The 13,239-nt window shown below is 66.5% G+C and carries 15 protein-coding genes; 3 read left to right on the forward strand and 12 right to left on the reverse strand.

Annotated elements, in window-relative coordinates:
* Window positions 1-82 precede the first annotated feature (82 nt).
* On the forward strand, window positions 83-436 hold the full coding sequence (uraH, locus tag CFB50_RS10865) for a hydroxyisourate hydrolase (RefSeq protein WP_069248237.1): 354 nt from the start codon (window positions 83-85) through the stop codon (window positions 434-436).
* Window positions 437-488: 52 nt separating this feature from the next.
* Window positions 489-1,682, forward strand: a complete 1,194-nt coding sequence (locus CFB50_RS10870; protein WP_039342830.1) for a urate hydroxylase PuuD — start codon at window positions 489-491, stop codon at window positions 1,680-1,682.
* A 99-nt stretch (window positions 1,683-1,781) separates the two neighbouring features.
* On the opposite strand, the gene CFB50_RS10875 is transcribed toward CFB50_RS10870, so the two are convergent.
* Window positions 1,782-2,192: an ACT domain-containing protein gene (locus CFB50_RS10875; RefSeq protein ID WP_089445833.1), complete on the reverse strand. Its 411-nt coding sequence runs from the start codon at window positions 2,190-2,192 to the stop codon at window positions 1,782-1,784.
* 72 nt (window positions 2,193-2,264) lie between these two features.
* Window positions 2,265-3,185 carry a LysR substrate-binding domain-containing protein gene (locus CFB50_RS10880; protein WP_089445834.1) on the reverse strand — a complete coding sequence of 307 codons (921 nt, stop codon included), beginning with the start codon at window positions 3,183-3,185 and terminating at the stop codon, window positions 2,265-2,267.
* Window positions 3,186-3,319: 134 nt separating this feature from the next.
* Between CFB50_RS10880 and CFB50_RS10885 the strand changes: the two genes are divergently transcribed.
* Complete coding sequence (locus CFB50_RS10885) at window positions 3,320-4,135, forward strand: aminotransferase class IV family protein (protein ID WP_373452948.1); 816 nt, start codon at window positions 3,320-3,322, stop codon at window positions 4,133-4,135.
* Between the two features lie 144 nt (window positions 4,136-4,279).
* On the opposite strand, the gene CFB50_RS10890 is transcribed toward CFB50_RS10885, so the two are convergent.
* The 10 genes from CFB50_RS10890 to CFB50_RS10935 all read right to left on the reverse strand — a co-directional run bounded on the left by CFB50_RS10890 (window position 4,280) and on the right by CFB50_RS10935 (window position 12,987).
* A complete protein-coding gene (locus CFB50_RS10890; protein WP_089445836.1) occupies window positions 4,280-4,792 on the reverse strand; it encodes an ureidoglycolate lyase in 513 nt (170 codons plus the stop codon).
* Window positions 4,789-5,802, reverse strand: coding sequence for an allantoicase (gene alc / locus CFB50_RS10895; protein ID WP_011352409.1), 1,014 nt, complete (start codon window positions 5,800-5,802; stop codon window positions 4,789-4,791). Before alc ends, CFB50_RS10890 begins: the two co-directional genes overlap by 4 nt.
* Window positions 5,803-5,864: 62 nt before the next feature.
* Window positions 5,865-6,386: a 2-oxo-4-hydroxy-4-carboxy-5-ureidoimidazoline decarboxylase gene (gene uraD / locus CFB50_RS10900; RefSeq protein ID WP_039342817.1), complete on the reverse strand. Its 522-nt coding sequence runs from the start codon at window positions 6,384-6,386 to the stop codon at window positions 5,865-5,867.
* The gene (puuE, locus tag CFB50_RS10905) at window positions 6,383-7,336 is read right to left on the reverse strand and encodes an allantoinase PuuE (RefSeq protein WP_089445837.1); all 954 of its coding nucleotides are present in this window, start codon (window positions 7,334-7,336) and stop codon (window positions 6,383-6,385) included. The genes uraD and puuE overlap by 4 nt, the downstream gene beginning before the upstream one ends.
* A gap of 148 nt (window positions 7,337-7,484) precedes the next feature.
* Complete coding sequence (locus tag CFB50_RS10910) at window positions 7,485-8,276, reverse strand: aspartate/glutamate racemase family protein (RefSeq protein ID WP_089445838.1); 792 nt, start codon at window positions 8,274-8,276, stop codon at window positions 7,485-7,487.
* Window positions 8,277-8,286: 10 nt separating this feature from the next.
* Window positions 8,287-9,771 (reverse strand): NCS1 family nucleobase:cation symporter-1, encoded by a 1,485-nt coding sequence (locus CFB50_RS10915; RefSeq protein WP_089445839.1) that lies wholly within the window; start codon window positions 9,769-9,771, stop codon window positions 8,287-8,289.
* Window positions 9,772-9,921: 150 nt separating this feature from the next.
* Complete coding sequence (locus CFB50_RS10920) at window positions 9,922-10,626, reverse strand: GntR family transcriptional regulator (protein ID WP_089445840.1); 705 nt, start codon at window positions 10,624-10,626, stop codon at window positions 9,922-9,924.
* A gap of 309 nt (window positions 10,627-10,935) precedes the next feature.
* Window positions 10,936-11,874 carry a muramoyltetrapeptide carboxypeptidase gene (gene ldcA / locus CFB50_RS10925; protein WP_089445841.1) on the reverse strand — a complete coding sequence of 313 codons (939 nt, stop codon included), beginning with the start codon at window positions 11,872-11,874 and terminating at the stop codon, window positions 10,936-10,938.
* A 118-nt stretch (window positions 11,875-11,992) separates the two neighbouring features.
* Window positions 11,993-12,589 (reverse strand): tRNA adenosine(34) deaminase TadA, encoded by a 597-nt coding sequence (gene tadA / locus CFB50_RS10930; protein ID WP_089445842.1) that lies wholly within the window; start codon window positions 12,587-12,589, stop codon window positions 11,993-11,995.
* Window positions 12,586-12,987, reverse strand: coding sequence for a DnaJ family domain-containing protein (locus CFB50_RS10935; RefSeq protein ID WP_006478536.1), 402 nt, complete (start codon window positions 12,985-12,987; stop codon window positions 12,586-12,588). The genes tadA and CFB50_RS10935 overlap by 4 nt, the downstream gene beginning before the upstream one ends.
* Window positions 12,988-13,239 lie beyond the last annotated feature (252 nt).

A 13,239-nucleotide genomic window follows, 5' to 3' on the forward strand; every position in this document is an offset into this window, starting at 1 on the left:
ACGTGACGTGGAGCCTCGATCCGCCGCACAGTCAATGGATCGAGTCGCCGCCGAACCTCGCATTCACACAAGGACACAACGAATGGGAAAGCTCACTACCCACGTACTCGATACGGCGCACGGCCGTCCCGGCGCTGCAATCAAGGTGGACCTCTACGCGCTGGACGGCGAATCGCGCCGCGCGATCAAGACCGTGCTGACCAATAGCGACGGCCGCTGCGACGAACCCCTGCTCGAAGGCGCCGCGCTCTCCGCCGGCGAATACGAACTCGTGTTCCATGCCGGCGACTACTTCGCGTCGCTCGGCGTGAAGGTGCCCGAACCCCGTTTCGTCGATCGCGTCGTACTCCGCTTCGGCATCGCCGACACCGGCTCGCACTATCACGTGCCGCTGCTCGTGTCGCCGTGGTCGTACAGCACCTATCGCGGCAGCTGACATTCGAATCAGCGCCCGCATCAAACAAACGATTTGAGTCTGGAGGAGTTTCATGGAAGGCTTCATCACCGACTGGCTGAACCTCGCGCTGCGATGGCTGCACGTCATCGTCGCCATTGCGTGGATCGGCGAGTCGTTCTATTTCGTCGCGCTCGACAACAGCCTGAAGCCCCCGACCGACCCGAACCAGCGCAAGCGCGGTGTGTTCGGCGAGCTGTGGCACGTCCACGGTGGCGGCTTCTACAACATGCAGAAGTACACGGTCGCCCCGCCGGAAATGCCGGATGACCTGCACTGGTCGAAATGGCCGTCGTACACGACCTGGCTGTCGGGCTTCTCGCTGTTCTTCGTGCTGTACCTGCTCGCACCGAACACGTACCTGATCGACAAGAGCGTGCTCGACATGGGCCCGGTGGTCGCCGTCGCGTCCGCACTCGGCTTCCTCGCGGCCGGCTGGATCGTCTACGACTCGCTGTGCCGCATCCTCGGCACCAACGACCGCGTGCTCGGCATCTGCGTCGGCATCTACGTGGTCGCCGCCGCTTACCTCGCGTGCCACATCTTCGCGGGTCGTGCCGCCTACCTGATCGTCGGCGCAATGCTCGCAACGATCATGTCGGCGAACGTGTTCTTCGTGATCATCCCCGGCCAGCGCAAGATGGTCGACAAGATGCTCAAGGGCGAAGAGCCGAACCCGATCTACGGCAAGCGCGGCAAGCAGCGCTCGGTGCACAACACGTACTTCACGCTGCCGGTCGTGTTCGCGATGCTGTCGAACCACTATGCGATGACGTACACGAACAAGTTCAACTGGGTCGTGCTCGTGCTGATCATGCTGGCCGGTGCGCTGATTCGCCAGTTCTTCGTGATGCGCCACCGCGGCAAGCAGTTGTGGTACCTGCCGATCGGCGGCGTCGCGCTGCTGGCAGGCGCACTGGTCTGGACGACGCCGAAGCCGGTCGCACCGGAAGCGCAGGCCGCGAACGCGCCGAAGGTCGTGATCAACGACATCATGCCGATCCTGCAGCAGCGCTGCGTCGAGTGCCACTCGGCAAAGCCGACGCTGATGGGCAGCGCGCCCGCAGGCGTGATGTTCGACACGCCGGACGAAGTGTCGAAGAACGCGCAGCGTATCTATGAACAGGCCGTGCGCCTGAAGGCGATGCCGATCGGCAACGTCACGCACATGACCGACGACGAGCGCACGAAGCTCGCCGCCTGGTTCGAGGGTGGCGCGAACAAGTAAGCGGCCGTGCGCCGGGTGTGCTTTTCCGGCGCAATCCTCTCCGTTCTCGGGCTCGGTGACGGGCCCGTTTTTTTGCGTGTCCCGGACGCCCTTCGCGCGTCAGCCCCGCATCGCGTCGCGCTGGAGCGCGACGAGCGCATCGAGTGCGCGCGGGCCGTCGTCGAACGGAACGAAGATGTGATCGTGGCAGGCCGCCGCCATCACATTGCAACTGATGCCGGCCGCGCCGAGCGCGCGTGCGAACGCCGCCGTGAGGCCAACAGCCGCAAGGTCGGAATGCACGGTCAGCGTGATCCAGGCCGCACGGAACAGCACGGGCCAGCCGTGACGTGCTGCCGTCTCCTCTTCGACCACGACGGTCAGCCCTTCCGCTTCGCGGAACGTGGCGATTACTTCGGATAACGATACGTCTGCGCCGATCGGCAGCAATACGAAGGCGAACGCACCCGGATGCAGTTCGGGCTGCATCGTGCTCAGCAGGATCGCCAGGTCGTTTTCAGGTTGGCTCATCGGAGGAACATGCCCGGAATCGGGCATCGCGCGGTGGAGATGCGGGCACGATAGCACGCGCCACCGTCACCGCTACGCGCGCATCGTCGTGACTTCATCCGCGAGCCAGTCGCGCAATGCGACGATGCGCGGATCGTCCTGTGTGTGCTCCGGATATACGACGTGATAGGCAAGCCCCGGCGCCACGTCGACGCTCACGTCGAACAGCCGGACGAGGCGCCCTTCCGCGAGATCGCGCGCGATCATGTGCGGCTCCGCCAGCCCGACCGCCATACCGTCCATTACGGCCTGCACGACGTGGCTCGAATCAGGAAACGCGACGCACCGGCTGTCGTCGAAACCGTCGACGCCGGCAGCGGCCATCCATGCCGACCAGCGCGGCCAGGTCACGCCGTCGACTTCGCAGTCCACGTGGCACAGCGTGTGGCGCAGCAGATCGCGCGGCTTGCGCAACGGCGGGCCGGCCGACAGCAGCGCCGGACTGCAGATCGCAACGACCGACGTATCGAACAGGCGCTGCGCGCACGCACCGCGATAACGCCCGGTGCCGAAGCGGATCGCGGCATCGACGTCGTCGTCATCGAAATCGCGCAACCGGTCGGTGATATCGAACGACAGCTCGAACGCAGGATGCTCGGCCCTGAAACGCGGCAGGCGCGGCAGCAGCCAGTGTGTCGCGAAGCGCGCGCCGACCGATACGCGCAACTCCGCCTGCTCCCGCGCGACGCGCCGTGCCCGGGCAGTCGCGCGCTGCATCCCCGCCAGCGCCTCGGCGGCCGCAGCAGCCAGCACGACACCGGCCGGCGTCAGCCGGATGCTGCGGCTCGTGCGGACGAACAGCGCCATGTCGAGCTGCGCCTCGATTTCCTTGATCTGGTGACTGACCGCCGCCGGCGTCAGCCCGACCTCGTCGGCCGCCCGCGAGAAATTCAGGTGCCGCGCCGCTGCATCGAACGTCCTCAGCGCGCGCGTACCGGGCCACATGCGTTCCATCGATCTTCAAACCGGATTTGATGACCGTTCCAAAATTACTCGTTTTTCAAGACAGCATCAATCAGCAAACAATAGGCTTTCTTGAAGATGTCGCGCGCCGCCCCGTGCGCGCGGCCGAACCCGGAGATCCATCGATGACCGTTGCCCCGTCCCCGTCCGTCGCCCAGCTCAACGGCGTCGTCGCCGCCCCGGACGCGCTCGCCGCGCTCGCGTTCGCGGGCCACGCGCATTTCACCGCGATGCAGGTTCGCGACGGCCACGTACGCGGCCTCGACCTGCATCTCGCGCGGCTGCGCGATGCGTCGAACACGCTGTTCGGCCAGGCACTGCCCGACGACAGGATCCGCACACTCCTGCGTGCAGCGCTCGAGCGCGCGCCGTCGGCGCTGTCGCTGACGGCAACCGTGCATGCGACGACGGGCGAGTTCGTCGCGCCGCGCGACGACGAAACGCTCGATGTGCTGGTCCGCACGGCACCGCCGTCGTCGGGCCCGGCGGGCCCGCTCGATCTCGCGCTGTTCGAATACGAGCGCGTGCTGCCGGACATCAAGCACGTCGGCGAAGTCGCGAAGACGCACTTCCTGCGCCGCGCGATCGCGCAGCGTTTCGACGATGCGGCCTTCATCGATCGCCACGGGCGCATCAGCGAAGGCTCGATCTGGAATCTCGCGTTCTGGACCGGCGACGCGGTCGTATGGCCGGTGGCCGGCATGCTCGGCGGGGTCACGATGCGTATCCTGCGCCGGCAACTGGCGCGCCTGGGCGTCGCGCAGCACGATCGCGAACTGACGCCGGCCGACCTGCCGTCGATGGCCGGCGCCGTCGTGATGAATTCGTGGACGCCCGGGATCGCCGTGCGCCGGTTCGGCGCGACGACACTGCCCGACGCATCGTCGTTCGTCGCGCTGCTGCATCGCGCATACGAACAGGAGCCGCCGGTCGCGCCGTGACGCGCTGGCGTCGCGGCGGCCACGGTTCGCGCGCCGCACGCAAAACCAAAGCGACCTGAATCGCGAGCAAGCGACCATACATAAAAAAACCCGCGCGAATTGCGCGGGTTTCGACAAGCAGTCAGTCGCGAAGGCGCGAGCGAGTCACGCAGTCAGCGCGTGCAGCGCCTCGTCGGTGAGCCACAGCGATTCCGGCAGGTCCTGCTCGTTCAGGTTCAGGCCATCGCCGCCGCGGTCGACGACGATGAAATCGCTGACGCCGCCGAGCGCGATCAGCGGGTGATGCCACACGCCCTTCGCATAGTTGACGCCCTGCCAGCCGCTCGTCACGAACGCGCGGATCTTCGCCGGATCGAGATCGCCTGCGGGCGCCACGACGACGAGATACGGCTGGTCGTTCAACGGCACGAACGCCTGGCTGCCGAGCGGATGCCGCTCGAGCATCTTCACTTCGAACGGCAGCGTGCGCGGCTGGCCGCGGAACAGGTTGACGAGCGTGCGGCCGTCTTCATCGGTCACGTCGACTTTCGCGAGATCGTGAAAGCGGATCGTCGTGCCGAGGTTGATCGGGATCTGCTTCGCCCCTTCCGTTTCGATCACGTCGCCGAACGGCGCGAACGCTTCCTTGGTCAGCGGTTCGATGGCAAGCGTCTTCATTTGTCGAGCGTCCCCCACAGACGCAGGCGCGACACGCCGCCGTCCGGAATGATGTTCAGTCGCACGTGCGTGACGGGGCCGAGCGATGCGATGTCCTGTTCGAAGTAGTGCTGCTTGTCCATCTGCAGCTTCTGTTCGCCGAGCAGCACCGGCCAGAACATCGATTGCGTGATCAGCGAGCTGTCCGTGCCGCCCGACACGTACGCGGCCTGGATCGAGCAGCGGTCCGGATAGTTGCCCTTGAAGAACGCGGTATCGACTTCGATCTTGCGGATCACGCCCGGCTGCGCGAGCGCGATGATCGCCCAGTCGTTGCCCGGTTCGCGGCGGCGGCGGGTTTCCCAGCCGTCGCCCATGTTCACGCCGCGGCCCGGCAGCAGCAGGTTCGACGCGACGCCGAAGTGCTGGTTGTTCGCGGCCACCACGTAACCGCCGTTTTCCATCGCCGCGAGATCGAACTGCTCGGTCGCGCTCGCGCCGGCCCAGTCGAGCTGCGGCTGGCCGTACACGCGCAGGCGTGCAATGCCGCCATCCGGATAGATGTTCACGCGCAGATGCGTGAAGGCGCGCGCATCGCTCGCTTCGACGTAGTGATGGCTATTGCCCTGCAGCGTCGTCGACGGCACGATCTCGACCCACTCGGTCGCATGCGTCGGCGCGCCGTCGGCCACGAACGCGGCCTCGATCGACGCGGCCGGCGGGAAGTTTCCGGTGAAGTGGCTCGTGTCGATGTCGAAGCCCTTGATCACGCCCGGGCGCGCGAGCTTGACGATGCACCAGTCGTAGCCCGTCGTGCGCTTGCGGCGCGTTTCCCAGCCGTCCATCCACTTGCCGTGGTCGTCGTACTTGCCGGGGATGAACACAGCCGGCTCGGGGTTCAGCATCCGGTCCTTCGGCGCGAAGAAATCGTCGCTGGCTTCGAGCGCCTGCGCACCGAGACGCGGGTCGGCGAGGTTCACGTAGCGCCGCGTGAAGTCGGGTGCGTTGGGATCGAGAAGCGGAACAGCCATGATGTTTCCTTGTTTCAGTGAGGCGATCAGGCCGCTGCGACGCAGCAGGCCGTATTGCGGTGTCAGGCGTCGATCAGGTCGTCGAGGCGGAAGCGCGCGATCCGGTAGATCTGGTCGAGGCTCGCCCGCAGTTCTTCGGTGCGCGAATGATTCACGCGCGACTCGAAGTTCGCGATGATGCCGTGCCGGTCATAGCCGCGCACCGCGAGGATGAACGGGAAGCCGAACTTCTCGCGATACGTGCGGTTCAGCGTCAGCAGCTTGTCGAATTCTTCCTGCGTGCACTGGTCGAGGCCCGCGCCGCTCTGCTCGCGCGTCGACTCGGCGGTCAGCTCGCCACGCACGGCGGCCTTGCCGGCCAGCTCCGGGTGAGCGTTGATCAGCGCGAGCTGGCGCACTTCGCCGGCCGTTTCCACCGCGCCGGACATCGTCTTGTGCAGCGCGTCGATGCTCGCGAACGGCCGCTCGCCCGCGGCGACTTCGGCCACCCACGGCGAATGTTCGAAAATCCCCGACAACGCCGCGACAAATGCGCTCGGCGCCATCGTGTTCAGTTGTTCCAACGTGTAGCGCATCGCCTTCATGCTTTCCCTTCGTTTCGATGATTGGGCTGATACGGATGATGTTCACGCCAGTGACGCGCGATATCGACACGGCGCGTCACCCATACGCGATCGTGCCTCTCGATGTGATCGAGGAAACGCTGCAGCCCGCGGAACCGGCCCGGCCGGCCGAGCAACCGGCAGTGCATGCCGATCGACAGCATCTTCGGCGCCTCGTCGCCCTCCGCGTACAGCACGTCGAATGCATCGCGCAGGTAGTCGAAGAAGTGATCGCCGGTATTGAAGCCCTGCGGCGTCGCAAAGCGCATGTCGTTCGTGTCGAGCGTGTACGGCACGATCAGCTGCGGCGATTTCTTGCCGCCCGATACTTCAACGTCCATCCAGAACGGCAGGTCGTCGCCGTAGTTGTCGGAGTCGTACAGGAAGCCGCCGTATTCCGCGACCAGGCGGTGCGTATTGGGGCTGTCGCGGCCGGTGTACCAGCCGAGCGGGCGCTCGCCCGTCACGCGCTCGATCGCCTCCATCCCGAGGCGCATGTGCTCGGCCTCGAGTTCCGGCGTCATGCTCTGGTAGTGGATCCAGCGCCAGCCGTGGCACGCGATTTCATGGCCCAGCTCGACGAAGGCGCGCGCAAGCTCAGGATGGCGCTCGATCGCCATGCCGACGCCGAATACCGTCAGCGGCAGCCCGCGCTTCTCGAATTCGCGCAGGATGCGCCATACGCCGGCCCGCGACCCGTATTCGTAGATCGACTCCATGCTCATGTGGCGGTCGGGATACGCGGCCGCGCCGACGATTTCCGACAGGAACTGCTCGGAGCCCGGATCGCCGTGCAGCACGCAGTTCTCGCCGCCCTCCTCGTAGTTCAGCACGAATTGCACGGCGACGCGGGCGCGCCCCGGCCAGTTCGCCTGAACGGGATGGCGGCCGTAGCCGATCAGGTCGCGAGGATAGTTGGGATCGAGTGACATGGTTCGAAGAGCGGCGAAAGCTCGCTGAAATAATGGGTTCGCATCGACTGCGCGGGTGCCGGAGGCCGGCTGCGCAAGCCGATGCGATGACGGCCCAGTTTAGCGAAAACGCCCATACGCGCCCATACAGCGGCGCAGATAGTGCGTGTCAGACGGTGTGTATGTGCGGTTGCGGCAAATTCGCGACCGGTTCCGCCTGATCCCCGTCCGGCGGGCTGAAGCGGGCGAACGCGCCGTCGTAGCGCTTCGGCAGCGGGCGCGCGTAGTCGCCGCGCTTCGCGGTCGCGAGGCGCAGCGCGACGAGCGCCTCGGCCCACTTGACGGCCGCCGTGACGCCCTCGACCACCGGCGCGCCGATCTGCTGCTCGATCTCGTGCGCGAACTCGGCCATCCCCGCGCAACCGAGCACGATCGCGTCGGCGCCGTCCTCGTCGAGCGCGCGCCGGCATTCGTCGACGATGATCCGGCGCGCGGCCGAGCCCGGCCGGTCGAGCTCGAGCACCGCGACATCGGTCGCGCGCACGTTGCGGCAGAACCGTTTCATCCCGTAGCGTTCGGCGAGATGCCACGCCATCCCGCAGGTGCGCGCGAGCGTCGTGACGACCGAGAAGCCCGGCGCGAGCACGCTCGCCGCATGCATCGCGGCCTCGGCAATGCCGATCACCGGCCCGCGCGCGAGCTCGCGCGCCGCGTACAGGCCCGGATCGCCGAAGCACGCGATCACGTACGCATCGCAGCCGTCGCGCTCGCCCTGCGCGATCTCGGCGAGCAGCCCCGGCGTCGCGAGCGCCTCGTCGTAATACCCTTCGATCGACGGCGGCCCCATCGGCGGGCTCACCGCGACGATCTCCGTGCCGGCAGCGGCGACCTCGCGCGCACAGCGGCCCATCGCGTCGGTCATCCGCTGCGTCGTATTCGGATTGATCAGTCGGATCTTCATCGCACGCTCCTCAGGCCTTCGTGCTCACGAGCAGCCGGTAGAACACGAAGCCGAGCCCCGCGCCGATGAACCACGAGAAGTTCGCGACGCCCTGCCAGCCCGGCACCATCACGCAGACGATCGCGATCACCGCGGCCGGCAACAGCGCGGCAAGCGCGCGGCGGTTCACGCCGCCCGTGTACCAGTACGTGCCGCTTTCCGACATCGTGTACAGGTCGTCGCGCACGAGCCGGCCGCGCTTGACAAGGTAGAAGTCGGCGATCAGCACACCGTACAGCGGACCGATGAACGCACCGAGCACGTCGAGCGTGTAGTGGATCACGGCCGGGTTGTTGAACAGGTTCCACGGCGTGATGAAGATCGACGCGACGGCGGCGAGCATCCCGCCCGCGCGCCAGCTGATCAGCCGCGGCGCGACGTTCGAGAAGTCGAACGCGGGCGACACGAAGTTCGCGACGATGTTGATGCCGATCGTCGCGATCGTGAACGTCAGCGCACCGAGGATCACCGCGGTCGGATGGTCGATGCGGCCGACCGTCTCGACGGGATCGGTGATCAGTTCGCCGAACACCGGCAGCGTCGCGGCCGTCGTGATCACCGTGACGAGCGAGAACGCGAGGAAGTTGACCGGCAGCCCCCAGAAATTACCGCGCTTCACTTCGCCGAACGAGCGGCAGTAGCGCGAGAAATCGCCGAAGTTCAGCATCGGCCCGGAGAAGTACGACACGACCAGCGACACCGCCGTGATCATCACCGGAATCACTTCCGCGCCGTGGTACTTCACGCCGCCGAGGTTGAGGCCGATGTTGCGCCAGCCCGCGCGCCACACCATGTAGCCGGCGAGGATGAACATCACGACGTAGACGGCCGGGCCCGCGAAGTCGATGAACTTCTTGATCGTCTCCATCCCGTTCCAGAACACGAACGCCTGGAGCACCCACAGCAGCATGAAGCCGGCCCAGCCGACCGCCGACAGCCCGAGGAAGCCGTAGCGATGCACGTCCGCGTAAGGCAGCCATTGCGGGAAGAATTTCAGCACGACGATCACGAGCGCGCTCGACGCGAGATAGGTCTGGATCCCGTACCACGCGATCGCAATCAGCCCGCGGATCACGGCCGGCACGTTCGCACCGAGCACGCCGAACGTCGCGCGGCATGCGACCGGATACGGCACGCCGATCTGCTGGCTCGGCCGCGCGATCAGGTTGCACAGCAGGTTCACGAAGCCGATCCCGACGATCAGCGCGATCAGCACCTGCCAGCTCGTCAGCCCGAGCGCGAACAGGCTGCCCGCGAATACGTAGCCGCCGACGCTGTGCACGTCCGACATCCAGAACGCGAAGATGTTGTACGAACCCCATGTCTGATTTTTCAGGGGTGCCAAATCTTCGTTGTACAGACGTTCGCTGTAACCATTCGGCAGTGTCGGATCGCCGCCCTCGCCGCCTTCTTCCGCCGGATAGGCGCTATCGTGCGCCACACTGAACTGAGCCATGACTTCTCCTTGACGCGGCCGGGAGGCCGCTCCACCGTCATCGATATCGCTCCGGATCGACGCCCGGAGTCGGACCAGCGGCCCGCGGCAAACGCCGCGGGCCTGCATTTCGCTCGTTCTTGTGGCGCGTGGCCGGGTTCGCGTCGCCGCTCAGGCGCCGCCGAACACTTCGCGCAAATCGACCTGCCCTTGTGCGGGCCGGTCCAGCATTTTCAGTTCGACATGCTGCAGGTGGTGCGCCATCAGCGTCACCGCCCGCTTCGGATCGCCGGCCTCCAGCGCACCGAGGATCTCGTCGTGGTCGTCGCACGAGCACGGGCTGCGCCCGTGCGACTCGTACAGCGCCGACATCAGCGTCGAGCGTGCGACGAGCCCTTCGAGGCACTCGCTGAGCGTCGCATTGCCCATCAGCGTGGCGAGCGCCGTATGGAATTCGCCCGACAGGCGGATCCAGGCCGCGAAGTCCTGCCGCTCGAACGCCTTGCGTTCCTTCTCGATCAGCGAGGCGACGCCCTTCAGCCGCTTCGCGCCGGGCCCGGTCGCGAGCCGCTCGACCACGGCGAGCTCGATGATCCGGCGCATCTCGAACACCTCGTGCACGTCCTGCAGCGTCGGGCTCGCGACGAACGCGCCGCGGTTCGGCTCGAGATCGACCAGCTTGTCGGTCGCGAGCTGCGCGAGCGCCTGGCGGATCGCGCCGCGCTTCACGTTGAACACGTCGCAGAGCTGCGCCTCCGTCAGCTTCGCGCCCGGCGCGAGCCGATGCTCAAGGATCGCCATGCGGATCCGCTCGGCGATCGCTTCGGGACTGGCTGCACCGGACGGTTGGGATTCGGGCTCGTTCATGATCGGCATCGTGTGATGATCCTCATCCTAGGGTGGACATAAAGATTGTCAACAATTCTTTTCCGGCATTGCGCACAATCGGTGTGCATCGACGTGACCCTGTCCGGTGCACGATGCGTCGAATCCATGCATGACAAGGCTGAGACGTATGACAGGCGCGCTTCTCGTCGTATACCCTCCCGGTCATTTTGTTGACAAAACTGGTGCAAGATCCGGTGACGACCTTGCTGCTGTCGACGAAAATACTTGACCGTTAGTTGCGCACTTACATAAAGAAAAAGGCGGGAACCCCCCGCCTTTCGACCGACTCCGACCGCCTCAACCGAGGTGCGGATAGTCCGACAACGTGAGCCGGAAACCGTGCGCATTCGCGACCAGTTGCGCCTGCGCGCCGAACGGCAGCGTCAGCAGGTCAGGCACGTGGCCGAACTGGAGCCCCGTCACGACCGGAATCCCGATCACCGCGCGCACCTGTTCGATCATCGCCTGCATGTCGTAGCCGTTGTCGTACTCGAACGGCCGCGCGCCGGTGAACTGGCCGAGCACGAGCGCCTGCTGGCGCGCGAGCAGCCCCGACAGATGCAGTTGATAGATCATCCGTTCGATCCGGAACGGCTGCTCGTTGACGTCCTCGATGAACAGGATGCCGCCTTCGATGTCGGGCATGTACGGCGTGCCGACGAGCGACGTGAGGATCGCGAGGTTGCCGCCCCACAGCGTGCCCGTCACGTTCACGCTCTGCACCTGCGGCGCTTCGGCGATGATCGTCGTGCTCGGCTGCGTCAGCGTCTGCCAGAAGTGCTGCATCGTGAAGTCGCTCGGCGTTTCCGCGCCGAAGTCGGCGGACAGCATCGGGCCGCCGAACGTCTTGATGCGCGCCTTCGCGTACAGCGCAAGCTGGAGCGCCGTGAAATCACTGTGGCCGACGAGCGCGACCGGCTGGTCGCGCAGCCTGCGCTCGAGCCCGCGATAGTCGAGCCCGTGCAGGATGCGCGCGGCGCCATAGCCGCCACGCACCGCGAGCGCGATGTCCGGCAGCGGCCGCTCGGGATCGGCAAGACGGTTCAGGTCGCCTGCCCGTTCGCCGTCGGTGCCGCCGAACCGCTGGAAGCGCCGCTGCGTCGCTTCGATGTTCTCGATGCGATGCTGTGCAGTGCTGAGGCGCTCGAGCGCGCGATTGATCGCATCCGGGTCGTGCGGATAGCCGGACGGCGCAAGCAGGCGGATGGTGTAGGACGCGGCGGGCTGGAAGGACATGGCGAAGAAAGGTGTCGGGTCGTCAAACCTGCTTAGAGGGTCCGAACCGTCTCCGGTTCACGGAACCGTGTGCGCCCGGCTCGCGTAGAGCATCGAGCGACGGGCGCGGCGGGCGGGCCTATGACGCGCCGGATTCGGCGTCGCGGGCGAGCCGTGCTTCGCGCAGCGCGCGACGGCGCTCGGCGAAGAACGACTTCAGCGCGGCGCCGCACTCGTCGGCGAGCACGCCGCCGGTCACTTCGGTATGGTGGTTCAGTTGCGGATTCGCGAATGCGTCGATCACGCTGCCGCACGCGCCCGTCTTCGGATCGGCGGCACCGTAGACGACCCGTGCGATGCGCGCATGCATGATCGCGCCCGCGCACATCAGGCACGGCTCGAGCGTGACGTACAACTCGCAGCCGGGCATCCGGTAATTCTGCAGATGCTGCGCGGCCATGCGCAGCGCGGCCATTTCCGCATGGGCCGACGGGTCGTGCCCGCCGATCGGATGGTTGAAGCCGCGTGCGATTACTTCGTCGCCACGCACGAGCACCGCGCCAACCGGCACTTCGCCGGCCGCGCGCGCCTCTTCGGCGGCAGCCTGCGCGAGACGCATGAAATGCAGGTCGCGCGCCGATACGGGCGCGGCTTCGGGAACGGGGGAATCGGCGGCGGGTTCGGCCGCCGGGGCGGTTGCCGACCGGGCTGCGTCGTGCAGCGCGTCGGACGTCACATCGGCCCCGCTTCGGCGGACGCTTCGTCGAGCCCGCGCTCGCACAGGCGCTCCGCAATGCGCCGGCAGTAGTCGCGCGGCATCACCATCGGGCCGCCGCGCAGCGATTCGAGCGCCATGTCGAGTGCGAGGATCTTCGCCTGCAGCCGGCACCGCGCGGCGCGGTCGCTGACCGCCTGCACTTCGTCGTGCAGGTTGCGCAGCGCGCGCAATTGCTCGACGGCCGGCGGCACGAAGCCCGCATTCTTCAGGATACGGTTGGCCACCCGCACCTCCTCGGGCACGAGCAGGTCGTCGTCCAGCGCCTGTGGCGCGCCGGTACCCGGCAAATCGTCGAACTCGCCCCGCGCGGCGGCGGCGGCAATACGTTGTTCGACCAGGGCGTCAAGCAATCTCATCAGTCAATCGGAACAATGCGGCAGGCCGAATTCTAGCAGGGTGACGCAGGTATGACAGGCCCTTCGAATATATGCTCGATATTGTATTTTTAGGGGCCGAATCGCGGGGCGTGCACGCCGATCGGTCTCATTTGCCGCTCTGCTGCGCCGCAGCGGGCTGCGGGCCGTTCGCACACCGTCCAACGGGTACGGTGTGGGGCCCTGTTTTTCTGTGGCAACGCCGACCACGCCGCGCCGATCCGGTGAAACGGA

It is taken from the genome of Burkholderia sp. AU33423, assembly GCF_002223135.1.
In the GTDB taxonomy this organism is placed as follows: Bacteria; Pseudomonadota; Gammaproteobacteria; order Burkholderiales; family Burkholderiaceae; genus Burkholderia; species Burkholderia lata_D.